A 20,182-nucleotide genomic window follows, 5' to 3' on the forward strand; every position below is an offset into this window, starting at 1 on the left:
TCCCACAGGGAGTCTCGTCCTCTCCCACGCCCCGTCCGTCCGTCGTCTCCCGAAGGACCCGTCCTCTCCAGCAGCCGCCGCCTCGCCAGGGGCCGAGGTCATCTCTCCCACAGGGAGTCTCGTCCTCTCCCACGCCCCGTCCGTCCGTCGTCTCCCGAAGGACCCGTCCTCTCCAGCAGCCGCCGCCTCGCCAGGGGCCGGCGCCGCCCAGCCGCAAGGCGTCCCGTCGTCTCCCGAAGAGGCCCCCTCGTCTTCCCAGCCATCCCCCCGTTCCCTTCGCGACGTCCCCCCGGACAGGTCGCCCCTCCGTCCGATGTCGTCGGCTGTTCGAATAGGGGTCGCGTTACGGGTGCTCTCCACAGATTGGGGGACTTTCTCCCGTCCACATGCTGGGGACCGCGGAGTTGTCCAGATCGCATCCACAGGCTGTGCTCTTGAAAGACCATCAGCCCAGCTCAACCGCCTGTGGAATCGTGGACGAGCCTCCTCCACAGACTGTGGACGAACCGGAGATCCACAGGGTGTGCACGGAGTTGTCCACGGGCTGCCCACAGGCTGGGGCCGGTTGTCCCCAGTGATCGGCCGCTTCTCCACATCCCTGTCCACTGTTCGGCAACGCGACGCGCCTGATCACCGGGTCGAGTGAAAGGCGTCACACCAAGGTGCCGGGTTGGGGTGTGGGAAACGTGGGTAAATCTGGGGACGCAGCTGGGGAGAAGTGCCCTCGGGCTGTGGGCGGGGTGTGCAGAACTTCCTGTTCTCCACAGAACCGCCTGGTTGTCCACCGCCGCCGCCCACAGGGCCCGTGGACAAAATCTCGGCCCTGAGCTGGGCAAACGTGGTTATCCACGGTATCCACAGGCCCTACTACTACTCCCGACTAGAGAGAGTGCGGAATCCGTTTCGAAGCGGGACCTGTGCACAACTCGCCCTCTCGGCCCCGACCGCCCCTCGGAGCGACTTGACCCCGACAGGCACCTACTGTCAGTGCGGTGCGTCAGACTGGTCCCCGGTGTCCTTCCCGTCGCAGTGGGCGGTGACACCGAGTCGGAGGACTCAGTAGCAACAGCAGGAGGCGGCTTACGGTGAAGATCCGGGTGGAACGCGACGTACTCGCGGAGGCAGTGGCCTGGGCGGCACGCAGCCTCCCGGCCCGTCCGCCGGCGCCTGTCCTCGCCGGCCTGCTGCTGAAGGCCGAGGACGGCCAGCTGAGCCTCTCCAGCTTCGACTACGAGGTCTCCGCCCGCGTCTCCGTGGAGGCCGAGGTCGAGGAGGAGGGCACGGTCCTCGTATCCGGCCGCCTGCTCGCCGACATCTCGCGCGCCCTGCCCAACCGCCCGGTGGAGATTTCCACAGACGGTGTACGGGCGACGGTGGTCTGCGGCTCGTCGCGGTTCACACTCCACACGCTGCCTGTGGAGGAGTACCCGTCCCTGCCCCAGATGCCGAACGCCACGGGCACGGTCCCCGGTGAGGTCTTCGCCTCCGCCGTGCAGCAGGTCGCGATCGCCGCCGGCCGCGACGACACGCTGCCCGTCCTCACCGGTGTGCGCATCGAGATCGAGGGCGACACCGTCACGCTGGCCTCCACCGACCGCTACCGCTTCGCGGTCCGCGAGTTCCTGTGGAAGCCGGAGAACCCGGACGCCTCCGCGGTCGCCCTGGTGCCCGCCAAGACGCTCCTGGACACCGCCAAGGCGCTGACCAGCGGCGACAGCGTGATCCTGGCGCTGTCCGGCTCGGGGGCCGGCGAGGGCCTGATCGGTTTCGAGGGGGCCGGACGGCGCACCACCACGCGCCTGCTCGAGGGTGACCTCCCCAAGTACCGCACGCTGTTCCCGACGGAGTTCAACTCGGTCGCCACCATCGAGACCGCCCCCTTCGTGGAGGCCGTCAAGCGTGTGGCCCTCGTCGCCGAGCGCAACACCCCGGTGCGCCTCAGCTTCGAGCAGGGCGTGCTGATCCTGGAGGCCGGCTCCAGCGACGACGCACAGGCTGTGGAAAGGGTGGACGCCCACCTGGAGGGCGACGACATCTCCATCGCCTTCAACCCGACGTTCCTGCTGGACGGCCTGAGCGCCATCGACTCCCCGGTGGCTCAGCTGTCCTTCACGACGTCCACCAAGCCCGCACTGCTCAGCGGCAAGCCCGCCGTGGACGCCGAGGCGGACGAGGCGTACAAGTACCTGATCATGCCGGTGCGGCTGAGCGGCTGAGCGGCCGACCGTTGTCCACATGCCCCACGGGCCCGGTGGAGAACCGGGCCCGTGCGGTGAAGCCGCAGGTGAGGGTGTACGTATGAGCGCGTATGCCCACAGCTGTGCGGGAGCGTCCGGGTTTAGGCTCGGACGCAGGTACGAAAGTGCCTGACCTGCCACACAGCGACCTAAGGAACTCAACTGATGGAGCTCGGTCTCGTCGGCCTCGGCAAGATGGGCGGCAACATGCGCGAGCGGATCCGCCGCGCGGGCCACACCGTCATCGGATACGACCGCAACCCGGACCTCGCCGATGTCCACAGCCTGGAAGAGCTTGTGGGCAAGCTCACCGGCCCGCGCGTGGTGTGGGTGATGGTCCCGGCCGGCGAGCCCACCCAGACCACGATCGACGAGCTGGCCGAGCTGCTGGAGCCCGGCGACGTGGTCGTGGACGGCGGCAACTCCCGCTGGACGGACGACGAGAAGCACGCCGAGGAGCTGTCGGCCAAGGGCATAGGCTTCGTCGACTGCGGGGTCTCCGGCGGCGTCTGGGGCCTGGAGAACGGCTACGCGCTGATGTACGGCGGCGACGAGGAGAACGTGGCCAAGGTGCAGCCGGTCTTCGACGCTCTGAAGCCGGAGGGCGACTTCGGCTCGGTGCACGCCGGGAAGGTCGGCGCGGGCCACTTCGCGAAGATGGTCCACAACGGCATCGAGTACGCGATGATGCAGGCCTACGCCGAGGGCTGGGAACTCCTGGAGAAGGTCGACTCCGTGGACAACGTCCGCGAGGTCTTCCGCTCCTGGCAGGAGGGCACGGTCATCCGCTCCTGGCTGCTCGACCTCGCGGTGAACGCCCTCGACGAGGACGAGCACCTGGGGCGGCTGAGGGGTTGTGCACAGGACTCCGGTGAGGGCCGGTGGACTGTGGAAGCCGCCATCGACAACGCCGTGCCGCTCCCGGCGATCACGGCCTCGCTCTTCGCGCGGTTCTCCTCCCGCCAGGAGGACTCGCCGCAGATGAAGATGATCGCCGCGCTGCGCAACCAGTTCGGCGGCCACGCCGTGGAGAAGAAGTAGTCCAAAGGACCGCCCGGCGGTCCACAACCCTGGGGGAGGTCGGCGAACGACCATGCACGTGACGCATCTGTCGCTGGCCGACTTCCGCTCGTACGCCCGGGTCGAGGTCCCGCTCGACCCGGGCGTCACCGCCTTCGTCGGCCCCAACGGCCAGGGGAAGACGAACCTCGTCGAGGCGATCGGCTACCTGGCCACGCTCGGCAGCCACCGGGTCGCCTCCGACGCCCCCCTGGTCCGCATGGGCGCCGAGCGGGCGATCATCCGGGCGCAGGTCCGGCAGGGCGAGCGGCAGCAGCTGGTCGAGCTCGAGCTGAACCCCGGCCGGGCCAACCGCGCCCGCATCAACCGGTCCTCCCAGGTCCGGCCCCGCGACGTGCTCGGCATCGTACGGACCGTGCTGTTCGCGCCCGAGGACCTCGCCCTGGTCAAGGGCGACCCCGGCGAACGGCGCCGCTTCCTCGACGAGATGGTCACCGCCCGGTCCCCCCGCATGGCCGGTGTGCGCTCCGACTACGACCGGGTCCTCAAGCAGCGCAACACCCTTCTGAAGTCGGCCGCGCTGGCCCGGCGGCACGGCGGCCGGACGGGGGCGGACCTGTCCACGCTCGACGTGTGGGACCAGCACCTCGCGCGCGCGGGAGCCGAGCTGCTCGCCCAGCGCCTGGACCTGGTCGCCGCGCTCCAGCCGCTCGCCGACAAGGCCTACGAGCAGCTCGCGCCGGGCGGCGGCCCCGTCCTGCTGGAGTACCGGCCGTCGGCGCCCGGCGAGGCGCACACGCGGGAGGACCTCTTCGAGCAGCTGATGACGGCGCTCGCCGAGGCCCGCAAACAGGAGATCGAGCGGGGCGTCACCCTGGTGGGACCGCATCGGGACGACGTGGTGCTCAAACTGGGCCCGCTGCCCGCCAAGGGATACGCCTCGCACGGCGAGTCCTGGTCCTACGCGCTGGCGCTGCGTCTGGCGTCGTACGACCTCCTGCGCGCGGAGGGCAACGAGCCGGTGCTGATCCTGGACGACGTCTTCGCCGAGCTGGACACCCGCCGCCGGGAACGCCTGGCCGAGCTGGTGGCGCCCGGCGAGCAGGTCCTGGTGACCGCCGCGGTCGACGACGACGTACCGAACGTCCTGGCGGGGACACGGTTCGCGGTGTCCGACGGCACGGTGGCGCGGGTATGAGCAGCGACGAGCCGGCCCCGAAGCAGCCGAAGCGGAGCCCCGAGCCCTCCGGCGTCGACCTCGCGCGCGTGGCGCTGCGCGCCGCCAAGGAGGCGGCACGCGCGCGTGGCGACGCGGCGCAGCAGAAGAAGCAGGCGCGGCGCGGCGGGTTGCGCTCCGGCGCGCGTGCCGACGGACGCGATCCCATGGCGCTCGGTGCGGCGATCAACCGGCTGATCAACGAGCGCGGCTGGGAGGCCCCGGCCGCGGTGGGCGGCGTGATGGGGCGCTGGCCGCAGATCGTCGGCGAGGACGTGGCGAAGCACTGTGTGCCGGAGAAGTACGACGAGGACGAGCGCGTGCTGGTCGTGCGCTGCGACTCCACGGCCTGGGCGACGAACCTGCGCCTGCTCGCGCCGACGCTGGTCGCCCGCCTGAACGAGGACCTCGGCCAGGGCAGGGTCCGGCTGATCAAGGTCTACGGTCCCGGCGGCACCGCCCGCCGCTACGGCCCGCTGCGCGCTCCGGGCAGTTCCGGCCCCGGTGACACCTACGGGTGACAGACCTCACACACAACTCCCGCGGTGGCCGCGTCGTCCGTGCGTCGGCGGCGCCCTGTCGTGCAACCGCACGCGCTTGCGAATCCCGGCCTGCGCCCTGAGTAGCGACGGGTTGACGTCTCGAAGCGCTGAGCGCCTCTGTGAGCCTCTTGGAGCCCCCATCCGCATATCGGGAGTCGGGAGAGACCGGTTCAGGGCGCCACATGCGGACTCAGGTACCGGCAAACCCCCATCACTGTCGGCGCTACCGGTAGACTGGAAGACAATCCCGCCCCGAACGTGGGGACCGTTCGGGAAAAGCTGAGCAACGCTGATCAAGGCTTACCAACGCAACATGCCGCAGCCGCTCCGGCAACCCTCCCTCAGAGGGGGCACCCCAGGAGCCTGGCTCGTGCTGTGCCAGAAAGGGCGCTTCGTGGCCGATTCCGGCAACCCCAACGAGAACATCCCGTCCACCGACGCCGGCGCGAACGGGCCCGCATCCTCGAACGGTGAGGTCACGGCCTCGTACGACGCCAGCGCCATCACCGTCCTCGAGGGACTGGACGCGGTCCGCAAGCGCCCCGGTATGTACATCGGTTCCACCGGTGAGCGCGGCCTGCACCACCTCGTGTACGAGGTGGTCGACAACTCCGTCGACGAGGCGCTGGCCGGCCACGCGGACACCATCGAGGTCACGATCCTCGCCGACGGCGGCGTCCGGGTCGTCGACAACGGCCGAGGCATCCCGGTGGGCATCGTGCCCTCCGAGGGCAAGCCGGCCGTCGAGGTCGTGCTGACCGTGCTGCACGCGGGCGGCAAGTTCGGCGGCGGCGGTTACGCGGTCTCCGGTGGTCTGCACGGCGTCGGCGTCTCCGTCGTGAACGCCCTGTCGACCAAGGTGTCCGTCGAGATCAGGACGGACGGCCACCGCTGGACGCAGGACTACAAGCTCGGCGTCCCGACGGCACCCCTCGCCAAGCACGAGGCCACGGACGAGACCGGCACCTCGGTCACCTTCTGGGCCGACCCGGACATCTTCGAGACCACCGAGTACTCCTTCGAGACGCTCTCGCGGCGCTTCCAGGAGATGGCGTTCCTCAACAAGGGTTTGACGATCAAACTCACTGACGAGCGCGAGTCGGCGAAGGCCACCGCCGGGGCGGACGAGGCGGGTGCGGACGAGAAGGACGAGGTCAAGACCGTCACGTACCACTACGAGGGCGGCATCGTCGACTTCGTGAAGTACCTCAACTCCCGCAAGGGAGACGTGGTGCACCCGACCGTGATCGACCTCGAGGCCGAGGACCGCGACAAGAGCCTGTCCCTCGAGGTCGCGATGCAGTGGAACAGCGGCTACAGCGAGGGCGTGTACTCCTTCGCCAACATCATCCACACCCACGAGGGCGGTACGCACGAAGAGGGCTTCCGGGCCGCGCTGACCTCCCTGATCAACAAGTACGCGCGGGACAAGAAGCTGCTGCGCGACAAGGACGACAACCTCACCGGTGACGACATCCGCGAGGGCCTGACCGCGATCATCTCGGTCAAGCTCAGCGAGCCGCAGTTCGAGGGCCAGACCAAGACCAAGCTCGGCAACACCGAGGCGAAGACCTTCGTCCAGAAGGCGGTCTACGAGCACCTCAACGACTGGCTGGACCGCAACCCGAACGAGGCCGCGGACATCGTCCGCAAGGGCATCCAGGCGGCCACCGCGCGCGTGGCGGCCCGCAAGGCCCGCGACCTCACCCGCCGCAAGGGCCTGCTGGAGTCGGCGTCCCTGCCGGGCAAGCTGTCGGACTGCCAGTCGAACGACCCGATCAAGTGCGAGATCTTCATCGTCGAGGGTGACTCCGCCGGCGGCTCGGCCAAGTCGGGCCGCAACCCGGAGTACCAGGCGATCCTCCCGATCCGCGGCAAGATCCTCAACGTCGAGAAGGCCAGGATCGACAAGATCCTGCAGAACCAGGAGATCCAGGCGCTGATCTCCGCGTTCGGCACCGGTGTGCACGAGGACTTCGACATCGAGAAGCTCCGCTACCACAAGATCATCCTGATGGCGGACGCCGACGTCGACGGCCAGCACATCAACACCCTGCTGCTGACCTTCCTGTTCCGCTTCATGCGGCCGCTGGTCGAGGCCGGGCACGTTTTCCTGTCCCGCCCCCCGCTGTACAAGATCAAGTGGGGCAAGGACGACATCGACTACGCGTACTCGGACCGCGAACGCGACGCGCTCCTCGAGATGGGCCGCCAGCGTGGCAAGCGCGTCAGGGAGGACTCGATCCAGCGCTTCAAGGGTCTCGGTGAGATGAACGCCGAGGAGCTGCGGGTGACCACCATGGACCAGGAGCACCGGGTCCTGGGCCAGGTCACCCTCGACGACGCCGCCCAGGCCGACGACCTGTTCTCGGTCCTCATGGGCGAGGACGTCGAGGCCCGTCGCCAGTTCATCCAGCGCAACGCCAAGGACGTCCGCTTCCTCGACATCTGAGTCGGTCTCAGCTGACCGCACCAGGAAGGATCTTCACCAGCAATGGCCGACGAGAACACTCCAGTCACGCCTGAAGAGGGCGGCGACATCACCCTGCGCGTCGAGCCCGTCGGGCTCGAGACGGAGATGCAGCGCTCCTACCTCGACTACGCGATGTCCGTCATCGTGTCGCGTGCGCTGCCCGACGTCCGGGACGGCCTCAAGCCCGTCCACCGCCGCGTGCTGTACGCCATGTACGACGGCGGGTACCGCCCCGAGCGCGGCTTCTACAAGTGCGCCCGTGTCGTCGGCGACGTCATGGGCAACTACCACCCGCACGGCGACTCCTCCATCTACGACGCGCTGGTCCGCCTGGCCCAGCCGTGGTCGATGCGGATGCCGCTGGTGGACTCCAACGGCAACTTCGGCTCTCCGGGCAACGACCCGGCGGCGGCCATGCGCTACACCGAGTGCAAGATGGCGCCGCTGTCCATGGAGATGGTCCGTGACATCGACGAGGACACCGTCGACTTCACGGACAACTACGACGGCCGCTCCCAGGAGCCGACCGTCCTGCCCTCCCGGTTCCCGAACCTGCTGATCAACGGCTCGGCCGGTATCGCGGTCGGCATGGCGACCAACATCCCGCCGCACAACCTGCGCGAGGTCGCGTCCGGCGCCCAGTGGTACCTGGAGAACCCGGAGGCCTCGCACGAGGAACTCCTGGACGCCCTCATCGAGCGCATCAAGGGCCCGGACTTCCCGACCGGTGCCCTGGTGGTCGGCCGCAAGGGCATCGAGGAGGCGTACCGGACCGGCCGCGGCTCCATCACCATGCGTGCCGTCGTCGAGGTCGAGGAGATCCAGAACCGCCAGTGCCTGGTGGTCACCGAGCTCCCGTACCAGGTCAACCCGGACAACCTCGCCCAGAAGATCGCCGACCTGGTGAAGGACGGCAGGATCGGCGGCATCGCGGACGTCCGCGACGAGACGAGCTCGCGCACCGGCCAGCGCCTGGTCATCGTGCTGAAGCGGGACGCGGTCGCCAAGGTCGTCCTGAACAACCTGTACAAGCACACCGACCTGCAGACGAACTTCGGCGCCAACATGCTGGCGCTGGTGGACGGTGTGCCGCGCACGCTGTCGCTGGACGCGTTCATCCGCCACTGGGTGACGCACCAGATCGAGGTCGTCGTCCGCCGGACCCGCTTCCGCCTGCGCAAGGCGGAGGAGCGGGCACACATCCTGCGCGGTCTGCTCAAGGCCCTGGACTCCATCGACGAGGTCATCGCGCTGATCCGGCGCAGCGAGACCGTCGAGGTCGCGCGCACCGGCCTGATGGGTCTGCTGGAGATCGACGAGATCCAGGCCAACGCCATTCTGGAGATGCAGCTGCGTCGCCTGGCCGCCCTGGAGCGCCAGAAGATCGTCCAGGAGCACGACGAGCTCCAGGCGAAGATCAGCGAGTACAACCAGATCCTCGCCTCTCCGGTCCGCCAGCGGGGGATCGTGAGCGAGGAGCTCGCCGCGATCGTCGAGAAGTACGGCGACGACCGTCAGACGAAGCTGATCCCCTACGAGGGCGACATGTCCATCGAGGACCTGATCGCCGAGGAGGACATCGTCGTCACGGTCACCCGGGGCGGCTACATCAAGCGCACCAAGACCGACGACTACCGCGCCCAGAAGCGCGGCGGCAAGGGCGTGCGCGGCGCGAAGCTGAAGGAGGACGACATCGTCGACCACTTCTTCGTGTCCACGACCCACCACTGGCTGCTGTTCTTCACCAACAAGGGCCGGGTCTACCGCGCGAAGGCCTACGAGCTGCCGGACGCCGGCCGGGACGCGCGCGGGCAGCACGTGGCGAACCTGCTGGCCTTCCAGCCGGACGAGGCGATCGCCGAGATCCTCGCGATCCGCGACTACGAGGCGGCCCCGTACCTGGTCCTCGCCACGAAGGGCGGCCTGGTGAAGAAGACGCCACTGAAGGACTACGACTCCCCGCGCTCCGGTGGTGTGATCGCCATCAACCTCCGGGAGCGGGAGGACGCTTCCGACGACGAACTGATCGGAGCCGAGCTCGTCTCGGCCGACGACGATCTCCTGCTGGTCAGCAAGAAGGCACAGTCGATCAGGTTCACCGCCTCGGACGAAACCCTGCGGCCCATGGGGCGTGCCACCTCGGGTGTCAAGGGGATGAGTTTCCGGGAGGGCGACGAACTGCTCTCGATGAATGTTGTTCGACCCGGTACGTTCGTGTTCACTGCCACCGACGGCGGGTACGCGAAGCGGACCCGTGTCGACGAGTACCGCGTCCAGGGCCGTGGCGGCCTCGGTATCAAGGCCGCCAAGATCGTGGAGGACCGCGGATCGCTCGTCGGCGCGCTGATTGTCGAGGAGAGCGACGAGATCCTCGCGATCACACTCTCCGGCGGTGTGATTCGTACGCGAGTCAGCGAGGTCAGGGAGACGGGCCGTGACACCATGGGCGTCCAACTGATCAACCTGGGCAAGCGCGATGCCGTGGTCGGTATCGCTCGTAACGCCGAGGCGGGACGCGAGGCGGAGGAAGTCGACGGCGACGTGGCCGTGGACGACCTCGCCGAGGGTTCCCCGACCACCGGCATGGACGAGGGTGAGGCGCCCTCGGCCGAGTAGCACGAGGAGTGAGTCATCGTGAGCGGAGCCACGGGCGCCGGATCGGCCGGGACCTCCACTGGTACGGAAACGGACGGCGGCGGCCGTGGCTCGGCCGCGCGTGCGACGGATTCGCACACAACCAACCTGAAAGCGATCAAGTCGCCCGCGACGGACTCGCACTCGCCTGACATTCATGGATCCCAGGGGGGAACTGTGACGGACACCCGAGGCTCCCAGACCCAGCAGTACGCGGCGGGAGCGGCCCAGGCCGCGCCGCAGGGCGCGGCTGCCGTGCCGGGTGCTCAGGCGCAGCCTCCCGCCGCCGGCCAGCCGACCGTCCCCGCACCGCCGCACCAGGGCGGGGCCGAGCCGGGCTCCGCCTCCCCCCTGCCGGGCGAACGGCAGCCCCAGCAGCCGGCCGGGCCGTACCACCCGCCGCAGGCCTACCAGGCGGGCGGGGCCCCCGCAGCCGGCGTACGGCGGCCGCGGACGGGCGCCCGGACGACGCCGCGCACCCGCAAGGCCCGGCTGCGCGTGGCCAGGGCCGACCCGTGGTCGGTGATGAAGGTCAGCTTCCTGCTCTCCATCGCGCTGGGCATCTGCACGATCGTGGCGGCCGCCGTGCTGTGGATGGTCATGGACGCCATGGGAGTCTTCTCGACGGTCGGCGGCACGATCTCGGAGGCGACCGGCTCGAACGAGTCGAACGGCTTCGACCTGCAGTCCTTCCTGTCCCTCCCGCACGTCCTGATGTTCTCGACGATCATCGCGGTCATCGACGTGGTCCTCGCGACGGCCCTCGCGACCCTCGGCGCGTTCATCTACAACCTCTCCTCCGGCTTCGTCGGAGGCATCGAACTGACACTGGCCGAGGACGAGTGAGAGCTGCGGGCAGCGGCCCCCGGTAACCGATTTTGGGACTGCCCACGTCGTGCGCTAATCTTCAGGAGTCAGCGCGCGGGACACACACCGCAGAGCGCGGCGGGGCTATAGCTCAGTTGGTTAGAGCGCATCCCTGATAAGGATGAGGCCACAGGTTCAAATCCTGTTAGCCCCACAGTTGAAGATCGAAACAGCGGGCGTTTCCCATACGGGAAGCGTCCGCTTTTCATTTGGTCGTGAGGCGGGGTTCGGCTGGTCAGGGGCGGGCTGCGGCCCGAGGGGCTCCGGGCATGAAAGGGCCCGATCGCTGGCGACGGGGGATGCACCAGCGATCGGGCTGTAGCCAAGAGTAACAAGCCTGGCTGCGCCCCGGGAGCGCTCCCTCGGCCACAGGGATCAGTTGTGAGCCGGATCACGCAAGACTCTGTGCGTGTGCAGTGGGTCGCACCCCGGCTGCGTCACCGGCCGCACGGGGGGTCGTAGGAGAGACGGGGCAGGTACTCGTGCCATTTCTCCGGCGTCAGAACGCCCCGGGTGGTCGAGCAGATACGGGCGATGGCCTGGTCGACGTCCAGGTTCCACAGCCGCACGGTGTCGACGCCGCTGGACACCCCGAGCATGTGGTTCTCGGGGCTGAACGACAGGAAGTTGCCCGTTTTGGCGTTGGGGCTCATCGACTGACCGATCGGAGCGGCGTCGGAGGGGTCGGTGACGTTCCAGAGCCGGACCGTGTTGTCGTTGCCCCCACTGGCCAGGGTGCGGCCGTCCTGGCTGAACGTCAGGGAGACGACCGCCTCGGTGTGGCCCGTGAGGGGAGCGCCCAGCCGGGTCGCCCTGAGGGGATCGGCGATGTTCCAGAGGCGGACGGTGTCGTCGTCGCTGCCGCTGGCCAGCGTATGGCCGTCCGGGCTGTAGGCGAGCGTGTTGATGGGTCCCAGGTGCCCGGTGAGCGGCTTGCCGAGGGAGCGCGGGTGCCGGGGGTCGGTGACGTTCCACAGCCGTACGGTGCCGTCGGCGCTGCCGCTGGCGAGGGTGTGGCCGTCCGGGCTGTAGGCGAGGCTGTTGACGTAGCCGGTGTGGCCCGTGAGGGGCTTGCCCAGGCGCTTGGGACGGGCCGGGTCGGTGATGTCCAGCAGCTGTACGGTCCGGTCGTCGTAGTCGACGGCGAGTGTGCGTCCGTCGGGGCTGAGCGCCAGCGCGTCGGCGCCCGCGTACCGGGTGTGCAGCGGGACGGACGGGCCGTAGGCGACGGGGTGGGCGGGATCGGCGACGTTCCACAGCTGGACCGTGTTGCTGGTTCCGGTCAGAACGGTGAGGGTGCGGCCGTCGGGCGAGAACACCAGCGACCGCAGGTCCCGGTCCCCGGTGGTGAACGGCCTGCCCAGCGCCGCGGGCCGCTTCGGATCCGTCACCTTCCACAGCCGGATGCGGCTGTCGCCCGCGGCCGTCGCGATGACCTCCCCGTCCGGGCTGAACGCCCCGATCCGGCCGATCATGTCCGACCCCGGTATCGTCCACAACCGGACCTTGCTGTCGCCGCTGCCGGTGGCCAGGGTGTGCCCGTCGGGCCGGAAGCCGATGGCGTACATCTCGCCGCTGCTGCCCGCGAGCTGTTCGCCGACCTGCGAGGGATAGGCCGGGTTGCTGACGTTCCACAGGCTCGCCGTGCTGTCCGCGCTGCCCGCGGCGAGCAGGGACCCGTCCGGGCTGAAGGCCACGGACCACACGGGGCCGGTGTGGCCGGTCAGGGGCTCGCCGAGGGCGCTCGGGTGCCGGGGGTCGGCGACGTTCCACAGCCGGATCGTGGCGTCCGAGCTGCCGCTGGCGAGGGTCCTGCCGTCCGGGCTGAAGGCCACGGAGTGCACGGTGTGGGTGTGGCCGGTCAGGGGCTCGCCGAGGCCGCTGGGGTGGCGGGGGTCGGCGACGTTCCACAGCCGGATCGTGGCGTCGTCGCCACTGGACGCCAGCGTCTTGCCGTCGGGGCTGAACGCGATGGACCGTACGGTGTTGGTGTGGCCGGTCAGCGTGGTGAGCGAGACCGGATGCCGCGGGTCGGTCACGTTCCACAGCCGTACGGTGTGATCCTCGTCGGCGGTGGCCAGCGTGTGACCGTCGGGGCTGAAGGCGGCCAGGAAGATCGTGCCGTTGTGGCCGGCCAGGGGCCTGCCCAGGGAGCGTGGGTGCCGGGGGTCGGTGACGTTCCACAGCCGTACGGTGCCGTCGTCCCCGGCGCTGGCCAGGGTGTGGCCGTCCGGGCTGAAGACCGCGCTGCTCACCCAGCTCGCGTGTCCGGTGAGGGGCTTGCCCAGGGATTTCGGGCGCGTCGGGTCCGTCACGTCCCACAGCCGCACGGTCCGGTCGTAGCTGGCGGTGGCCAGGACCCGCCCGTTCGGGCTGAACGACGTCAGGTAGACCGCGCCGGTGTGGCCGAGCAGCGGCGTGGCCAGCGGCGCGTTCACGATCGAGATCAGCCGGTTGTTCGTACCCTTGTCGCCCGGCCGCAGCTGGTGCGCCACCAGGTCGAGTTGAGCGGACAGCGACGGATCCGTGTACTGGACCCGATCGGCCTCGGCGACCACCTGCTCGAACACGGCGTCGTCCCGCTGCTGCCGGGCGACCACCGCCGAGCCGACCGCCACCATCGCCAGGGCGACCAGAGCCGCCACGGCACCACGGCTGATCCAGACAGTGCGCCTGCGGAGCCTGACCGAAGCGGCCAGGAACTCGACCGCGGTGCGGGTCAGGAAGGTGTCACCCGCGGAACTCGCCCATGTGTGGGCGTGTTCCAGACGGGAGCCCCGGTACAGCAGTGACGTGTCCCGGTGGGAGTCCTCCCAGGCCCTGCCGTCCTCCTCCAGCCGCTGGCGCAGCAGGTTGTCGTTCCGGTCCTCGTCGATCCAGTCGCGCAGCCGCGGCCAGGCGTGGAGCAGCGCTTCGTGGGTGATCTCCACGGTCTCCGCGTCGAGCGTCACCAGCCGGGCGCGGACGAGCGCCTCGAGCGACTCCTCCGTCTTGCCGGGGTCCGTCGACTCCTCCGCCAGTTGGCGCCGCGTCCCGCGCCTGCGGGTGGCCTGGGTGTCCTCGCCCAGCCGCACCAGCCTGAGCAGCAGCAGCCGCGCGGCCGTGCGGGCCGCCGGGTCGAGACCGGACCAGGCACGCTCCGCGGTCGCCGCCACCGCCCCCTGGATGCCGCCCGCCGCGCGGTAACCGGCCAGCGTCAGCCGGCCCGCCTTCCGTCGCTGCCAGGTGGCGAGCAGGGCGTGGGACAGCAGCGGCAGCACCCCGGCGTCGTGCGCGCCGCGGGGGCCGTCGGCGCTGACCTCACGCACGATCAGCTCAGCGAGGCCCGGTTCCAGCTCCAGACCCACGGCCTTGGCCGGGCCGGTCACCGCCTCGCGCAGTTCCGCGGTGGTCAGCGGTCCGAGCACCATGTGCCGGTGCTGCAGCGCGTCGGCCAGTTCCGGATATCCGAGGCACTGCTCGTAGAAGTCGGCGCGTATGCCGAGGACCACCAGTACGGGAGCGGGCTCACCGGGGCCGGCGGGCGAGCAGGCGGCGTGCAGGAGCTGGATGAAGGCGCGCCTTTGCGCCTCGTCGGTGCAGAGGGTGAACGCCTCCTCGAACTGGTCCACGATGACGACGGGTCGGGTGGCGGAGGGCGCCTCGCGCCACGCCCAGGCCGTGACGGCCGCTCTCACCGCGCGCGCGAACTGCGGAGTACCGGGATCGGGCTCCTGGGCCGCGGGCGCCGGCGCGGTGGGTCCCTGCGCGGCCGGTGCCTCCGCCACCGGACCTTGAGCGGCGGACGCTGCCCGATTGGGGCCGTGCGTCTGCCCTTCCGCCGCCGGGTGCTGCGCTTGTGTCCCTTGCGCTTGTGTCCCTTGCGCTTGCGTCCCTTGCGCCTGTGTCTCCTGCGCCTGTGTCTCCTGCGCCTGCGTTCCCCGCGCTCTCGGCTCTTGCGCGGTGGAGACGACGTGTGCGAGCTCGGGGATCAGGCGGGTCAGCTCCCCGAGAGGATCGCTTCCCGGTACGAGCTGTACCACCTCTCCCGCCGGGGTGTCCCCGTCACCCAGCGCGCCGTTGCGCAGCGCGGGCACCAGGCCCGCGTTCAGCAGCGAGGACTTCCCCGCCCCCGAAGCGCCCACGAGCATGACCAGGCCGCCCGTGTCCTGCACCGCGCGGAGCTGAGCCACGAGGGCGTCCGTGCTCCGTTCCCGGCCGAAGAACCACCGGGCGTCCTGCCGACGGTACGAGGCCAGCCCCCGGTAGGGGCACACGCCGGAGACGGCCGGGGCGTCGACCGCGAGGCCCTCCTCCTGGCCCGCTGCGGTCGCCGGTCGCTCGCCGACCGGGTCGGCCACCGCACGCTCCCACAGGCGCTGCCAATGGGCCAGGTCGTACAGGCCCTTGGACACCGGAGAGGGCCGGGAGCGCCGTGCCTCGGGGATCAGGATGTGCAACACGGCCGCGAGGGCGGCGAACTGTGCGGGCACGTTCCTGGCGCGCCGCCAGTCGCTGATGCGCTGCGCGGACACCCGTACTGGCCGCCCTCGTTCGTCGACCCGCTGCAGCCGGACGACCCCCTCGGCCACCCGCTTGAGCGGCGGATCACCGGCCTCCTTGTACAGCAACGCGAGACGCTCCGCGAAGGCTGTGCGTGCCCCTGAGTCGGAACTCAAGGTCCCACCCCTTACTTCCCCCGCGCATGGATGTCCGGACCGGAAAACTCACTCTATACGGCTGACCTGCGGCTAAGTCGTCCGGTCCGTACGGGAACCTCCTCGGTTGCAGCCCCAGCTGGCAGGATCACGACGCAGCAGCGCACCAACGGCGCGCCGCTCGGACACCACCAGTTCAGCGCTCGGAGAGATCCGTGGAGCCGGTCCCGTACGGACCGCCGCGCGTCGCCACGGATCCGTCCTTTCCCCGATCCGCGCCGGTGCGGCGCGGATCGGTGTCACCCGAGCGTTCGGCACCGGTCCCCACGAGGGGAGGGACCGGTGCCGAACGACGCGCCTCGCGAAGCGTGCGCGCACCGAGCGCCCGTACGAATCACGCGTACGGATCACGCGCACGAATCAGGCGTACGAATCAGGCGCACGGATCACGCTGCCCGACGCCAACACACGCAGGACGCGCACCACGCAGGCACACGCAGTACGCGCCCGACGCGCCCGACGCACCCGCACGCGGCCGAAGTCGGCGTACAGGTCAGACGTCAGGTCAGATCCATCCCGCCGCGCGTGCCGCGGCGACCGCGTTCTTCTCGGCCTCTTCGGCGGCGGTGTTGCGTGCCGGATCCCTGCCCGCGGCGGCCCCGCCGGCGGCGGACGCGGCCGTCTGCGAGGCCGCGAGAGCCGCCCGGAACGCGACGGCGGACGGCCCCGCCCCGCCTTCGTGCGGCTGGGCCACCTGAGCGGCCAGGGCCGCTGCGGCGGCGGCGTTGCGGGCGCAGCGGGCGTCCGCCGCGGGGTCGGGCGTGCTCGTCGCGAGTGCCTCGATCGACTGGGCGGACAACCGCAGGGCGTTGGCGGCCCGTCCGGCCGGGGTCCTCGGCACGAGTTCGGCGGATGCGGGGTCTATGCCGAGGTGACGGCAGGTCGCCGCTGACGGACCGTCAGTTATCGTCGCGGTCGGCCTCCCGTGCCGCTTCCGAAGGGTGGGTGAAGTGGAGACACGTCAGACACGTCCCCTGAGTCCTGAACCACCGGGCACGCCCCGCTGGGTCGCGATGTTCTACCAGCCGGACACGGTTTCGTGGCGGGTGGCCGCGGAGTCGTCCTGTCGCTCGCCCGTCCTTTACGCGGTAGGGGAGATGGCCCAGACCCTGCGGGCGCGCGGACAGGACGTGACGGTCGCTCTGTGGGGTCCGAAGAACGACACGTGGCATCTGTTCGACGTCCCGGAGAGCGGGGGCAGCGGCGACCCGGCCCGCGGCGGCGCCGTCACCGGTGCGGTACGGACCCCCGCGGCCGGCGCCGTCCCGCCGTCGAAGCTCGCGGAACGCATGTCCGACCGCAGGCACCAGGTGCTCATGGCGGGTCTGGGCAAGGCAGGTCTCTACGACCTCGCTCCCGAGGACGACGCGGCGGTACAGGCGCTCGTCGACGGGCTGGATGAGGCCACCGTCCGCAGGGTGGCACACTGGCTCGGCGTATCCGCCGGCCACTGACACACTGACACACTGACACACTGACACACTGACACCTCGACTGAGCACCGGAAAAGGCCGGTTCGGCGATCCGTCGGCCGGGCAGTCAAGCCGTGTGGCCTCGGGCCGGTGGCGTGACTGGAGGGTGTATGAAGGTATCCGTTGACCGTGATCTCTGCTACGGCTCCGGCGAGTGTGCCTTCAGGGTGCCGTCCGTCTTCACCGTGCGCGACGGATTCGGCGCCGTCCTGCCGGGACGGGTGGGCACCGGCGGCGACCCGGAGGTGCGGGAGGCCGCGGAGAAGTGCCCGTCCCAGGCCATCATGGTCACCGGTAGTGGCGGCCTCCGTCCCGGTGAAGCCGGCGGCGGCAGCCAGAGCGGGTCGGTGGAAGGCGGAGCAGAGTGAGCAGTTCCCTCTCGGACATGTCGGAGACCTTCGCCACGCTGGGCCGCTGGTACGTGCGGGATGCTCCGGGAGCGTTGGGCAAGGCACCGCTGGCCGCCCGCTGGCTGAACCCGTACCTGCGGGACCACCCCCGGCGGCGAGTGGTCCGTACCCGCTCGGGCGCCCGGTTCGCGGTCGACACCCAGGACCTGATCCAGCGGTACCTGTATCTCTTCGGGGTCTGGGAGCCGCACATGACCGGCTGGATCCAGCGCCGGCTCAGGCCCGGGGACGGCTTCATCGACGTCGGGGCCAATATGGGTGTCTTCAGCGTGCTGGCCTCGCAACTCGTCGGCGACGCGGGCAGGGTCACGGCGATCGAGGCGTCCCCGGCCTTCCACCGGCGGCTGGTGCAGCAACTGCGCCTGAACGACTGCCGGAACGTGCGTGCGGTCAACGCCGCGGTGTCGGACCGCCCCAAGCGCCTGACCTTTGTGCTGGCCAGTTCGCGCAACATGGGCGCGAACAGCATCGTTCCGTACGAAGGGCCGGCCGAGTCCACCTTCGAGATCGACGCCCTGCCGTTGCCGGACCTGCTCGACCCGGCGGAGATCACGAACGCCCGCCTCATCAAGATCGACGTGGAGGGTGCCGAGGGCAGCGTGGTCCGCGGGCTGGCGCCCCTGCTGGACAAGCTCCGGCCGGACGCGGAGATCACCGTGGAAGTGACTCCCCACCGCATGGCGCAACTCGGGGACAGTGCCGATGAACTGCTGCGGACCATGACCGACGCCGGTTTCCACGTCTATCGCCTGGCCAACGACTACGCCCCGGAGAGCTACCCGCGCGCCCTGAGCGGTGCGCCGAGCGTCCCGGTCCGCTGGCGGGGACCAGTCGTCGACGAGACCGACCTGATCTTTTCCCGGGTGGACGCGGACACGCTTCACTGACGGTCGGCCCTACCTGGCGTCGGCCTTACCTGGCGGCCTTACCTGGGGGTCCGTCTTACCTGGAGGACAGTCCTGCTGACGGTCGGTCCGTCACCGGACAGCGCCACCCGAGCTGCGCCAGCGCTCTCGCCCGTGCCTCCACGACGGCCATCCTGGCAGCGCGCTCGGCCGGGTCCACGTGGGCCGACTGGCCCGTCGCCTGACCCTCCCACTTCCGGTAGAAGAGGCCCACGTCCCGCGAGAACCAGCCGCGGCTCACCGCGTTCAGCGCGAGCAGCAGGCCGGTGTCCTCGGACGCCGGCAGCGCCATCCAGCCGCCGAGGGCCACCAGGAGGTCCCGGCGTACGCAGAGGGTGGCCGGGTGGACCTGCGCACGGAAGTCGTTCGCCGCCCAGAAGGCGAGCACGGCCCCGCGCTCGATCGGGCCGTCGTCCGGATCGCCCGGGAAGCCGGCCGTCGAGCCGTCGGGCAGCAGGTCCAGGGCCCGGGAGGCCGCCCATCCGATGGTGGGGTCGGCCTCGAGCACGGTGAGGTCACGCGCCAGCGCACCAGGCGGAAGCTGGTCGTCCGCGTCCAGGACCTTGACGTACTCGCCGTCGGCGTGGGCCAGGGCGATCGTGCGGGCGACGCCCGGGCCGCCCGGACGGCCCTGCCGGAACGTCACTCGCTCGTCGTCGGGGACGTGCGGGCGTACGTCGTCGGTCCGGCCGTCCTCCTGGATCAGCCACTGCCACTCCCAGCCTTCCGGGAGCTGCTGCTCGCACAGGGACTTGTACGCCTCCGGCAGGAAGCCGGCCGACGGGGCGTGGACGCAGGTGACGACGGTGATGCGCCGGCTCGGGGTCACGGCCGCACTCACCACCTTTCCAGTCGAGTGGTGAAGCACAGCTCGGTGCGGTCGCCGGGCAGCGTGACGTCCGTGATGTCCACGACGCGGTCCTGAGTGTCGTAGGAGGTCTTGTGCAGGAGGATCACCGAGGTGCCGGTCGGCAGCTCCAGCTGCTTGGCCTCCTCCGGCGTGGGCGGCCGGGCGGTGAAACGTTCCTCTATGCGGCCCACCTCGATGCCCACGGTGTGCAGCTGGTGCTGCGTGCCTCCAGGCCAGGGCTCCTTGGAGTCGTCCAGGAGGTCGGGGTTGGCCGCGATCATGTCCCGGACGAGGCGGGAGGTCACGAGACTGAACGGAGCCGTCTCCGCGGTGTGCCGGGTGCGGTAGGTGCGCTCGACGAGCGCCGTGCCCTCCGGGACGCCGAACGCCTGAGCGAGCTCCCTGGACGCCCTGATCTCGCAGTACTTCGCGTGGAAGACGAGATCGTTCGGCTCCAGGCCCGTGTCGTGCTCGGTGGCCCCGGTCTCGGCCCGCCGGACGAACGACTGCCGGGCACGGTCCTTCTCCCACTGGTGCCGCCTGTTGTCCCGCACCGCCGGGGTGCGCGGGCGCCGGACGAAGGTGCCGCGGCCGTGCTGCTTGTCGATCAGCCCCTCGGCCACCAGCAACCGGAGCGCGTTCTGCACGGTCGGCACGCTGCGCCGGTACGTCTTGGCCAGTTCGGTCTCCGAGGGCAGCTGCTCGCCCGGCCCGCGCTCGGCCTCGCGGATGGACCGGCGGATGTCGTCCGCGATCTCCTCGTACGCCTTGGGCACGGCACCAGCCTACGACTCCTCAAGAGGTCCTGATGAGTGCGGGCAAAGTGAAGGTCCCCGGTCGGTGTCGACCGGGGACCTTC

At 70.2% G+C, this 20,182-nt stretch carries 14 protein-coding genes and 1 tRNA gene; 11 read left to right on the top strand and 4 right to left on the bottom strand.

Annotated elements, in window-relative coordinates; genetic code table 11:
* Positions 1-1,085: 1,085 nt before the first annotated feature.
* From dnaN to AB0A61_RS00665, 8 genes are all read left to right on the top strand, one after another.
* The gene (gene dnaN, locus AB0A61_RS00630) at positions 1,086-2,216 is read left to right on the top strand and encodes a DNA polymerase III subunit beta (protein WP_361283852.1); all 1,131 of its coding nucleotides are present in this window, start codon (positions 1,086-1,088) and stop codon (positions 2,214-2,216) included.
* 186 nt (positions 2,217-2,402) lie between these two features.
* A complete protein-coding gene (gene gnd, locus AB0A61_RS00635) occupies positions 2,403-3,278 on the top strand; it encodes a phosphogluconate dehydrogenase (NAD(+)-dependent, decarboxylating) (protein ID WP_361283855.1) in 876 nt (291 codons plus the stop codon).
* A gap of 52 nt (positions 3,279-3,330) precedes the next feature.
* Positions 3,331-4,455 carry a DNA replication/repair protein RecF gene (gene recF, locus AB0A61_RS00640; RefSeq protein ID WP_361283858.1) on the top strand — a complete coding sequence of 375 codons (1,125 nt, stop codon included), beginning with the start codon at positions 3,331-3,333 and terminating at the stop codon, positions 4,453-4,455.
* Positions 4,452-4,994: a DciA family protein gene (locus AB0A61_RS00645; RefSeq protein WP_361283861.1), complete on the top strand. Its 543-nt coding sequence runs from the start codon at positions 4,452-4,454 to the stop codon at positions 4,992-4,994. The genes recF and AB0A61_RS00645 overlap by 4 nt, the downstream gene beginning before the upstream one ends.
* Positions 4,995-5,385: 391 nt before the next feature.
* Positions 5,386-7,467 carry a DNA topoisomerase (ATP-hydrolyzing) subunit B gene (gene gyrB / locus AB0A61_RS00650; RefSeq protein WP_361283864.1) on the top strand — a complete coding sequence of 694 codons (2,082 nt, stop codon included), beginning with the start codon at positions 5,386-5,388 and terminating at the stop codon, positions 7,465-7,467.
* Between the two features lie 42 nt (positions 7,468-7,509).
* Positions 7,510-10,104: a DNA gyrase subunit A gene (gene gyrA / locus AB0A61_RS00655; RefSeq protein ID WP_361283867.1), complete on the top strand. Its 2,595-nt coding sequence runs from the start codon at positions 7,510-7,512 to the stop codon at positions 10,102-10,104.
* 18 nt (positions 10,105-10,122) lie between these two features.
* A complete protein-coding gene (locus AB0A61_RS00660) occupies positions 10,123-10,968 on the top strand; it encodes a DUF3566 domain-containing protein (protein ID WP_361283870.1) in 846 nt (281 codons plus the stop codon).
* A gap of 101 nt (positions 10,969-11,069) precedes the next feature.
* A tRNA-Ile gene (locus AB0A61_RS00665) sits at positions 11,070-11,143 on the top strand.
* Positions 11,144-11,426: 283 nt separating this feature from the next.
* Here AB0A61_RS00665 and AB0A61_RS00670 read toward each other — a convergent pair.
* Both AB0A61_RS00670 and AB0A61_RS00675 read right to left on the bottom strand, forming a co-directional pair.
* Positions 11,427-15,647 (bottom strand): hypothetical protein, encoded by a 4,221-nt coding sequence (locus AB0A61_RS00670; protein ID WP_361283873.1) that lies wholly within the window; start codon positions 15,645-15,647, stop codon positions 11,427-11,429.
* Between the two features lie 544 nt (positions 15,648-16,191).
* Entirely contained in the window at positions 16,192-16,527 is a 336-nt protein-coding gene (locus AB0A61_RS00675) for a hypothetical protein (RefSeq protein ID WP_361283876.1), read from the bottom strand.
* 256 nt (positions 16,528-16,783) lie between these two features.
* Between AB0A61_RS00675 and AB0A61_RS00680 the strand changes: the two genes are divergently transcribed.
* From AB0A61_RS00680 to AB0A61_RS00690, 3 genes are all read left to right on the top strand, one after another.
* Positions 16,784-17,140, top strand: coding sequence for a hypothetical protein (locus AB0A61_RS00680; RefSeq protein ID WP_361283879.1), 357 nt, complete (start codon positions 16,784-16,786; stop codon positions 17,138-17,140).
* 128 nt (positions 17,141-17,268) lie between these two features.
* Positions 17,269-17,526, top strand: coding sequence for a ferredoxin (locus AB0A61_RS00685; RefSeq protein WP_361283882.1), 258 nt, complete (start codon positions 17,269-17,271; stop codon positions 17,524-17,526).
* A 17-nt stretch (positions 17,527-17,543) separates the two neighbouring features.
* A complete protein-coding gene (locus AB0A61_RS00690; protein ID WP_361284955.1) occupies positions 17,544-18,455 on the top strand; it encodes an FkbM family methyltransferase in 912 nt (303 codons plus the stop codon).
* A 55-nt stretch (positions 18,456-18,510) separates the two neighbouring features.
* Here the strand turns inward: AB0A61_RS00690 and AB0A61_RS00695 are convergent, their stop codons facing one another.
* Positions 18,511-19,314, bottom strand: a complete 804-nt coding sequence (locus AB0A61_RS00695) for a glycosyltransferase family 2 protein (RefSeq protein ID WP_361283885.1) — start codon at positions 19,312-19,314, stop codon at positions 18,511-18,513.
* Positions 19,311-20,099: a GntR family transcriptional regulator gene (locus AB0A61_RS00700; protein ID WP_361283887.1), complete on the bottom strand. Its 789-nt coding sequence runs from the start codon at positions 20,097-20,099 to the stop codon at positions 19,311-19,313. Before AB0A61_RS00700 ends, AB0A61_RS00695 begins: the two co-directional genes overlap by 4 nt.
* Between the last annotated feature and the right edge of the window lie 83 nt (positions 20,100-20,182).

Source organism: Streptomyces sp. NPDC046197, assembly GCF_040646295.1.
Taxonomy (GTDB): domain Bacteria; phylum Actinomycetota; class Actinomycetes; order Streptomycetales; family Streptomycetaceae; genus Streptomyces.

Bases quoted from the DNA above. Each gene is read 5' to 3' on its own strand.
- gnd (WP_361283855.1), top strand. From the start codon at position 2,403: ATGGAGCTCGGTCTCGTCGGCCTCGGCAAGATGGGCGGCAACATGCGC.
- recF (WP_361283858.1), top strand. From the start codon at position 3,331: ATGCACGTGACGCATCTGTCGCTGGCCGACTTCCGCTCGTACGCCCGG.
- AB0A61_RS00645 (WP_361283861.1), top strand. From the start codon at position 4,452: ATGAGCAGCGACGAGCCGGCCCCGAAGCAGCCGAAGCGGAGCCCCGAG.
- gyrA (WP_361283867.1), top strand. From the start codon at position 7,510: ATGGCCGACGAGAACACTCCAGTCACGCCTGAAGAGGGCGGCGACATC.
- AB0A61_RS00680 (WP_361283879.1), top strand. From the start codon at position 16,784: ATGGCCCAGACCCTGCGGGCGCGCGGACAGGACGTGACGGTCGCTCTG.
- AB0A61_RS00685 (WP_361283882.1), top strand. From the start codon at position 17,269: ATGAAGGTATCCGTTGACCGTGATCTCTGCTACGGCTCCGGCGAGTGT.
- AB0A61_RS00690 (WP_361284955.1), top strand. From the start codon at position 17,544: ATGTCGGAGACCTTCGCCACGCTGGGCCGCTGGTACGTGCGGGATGCT.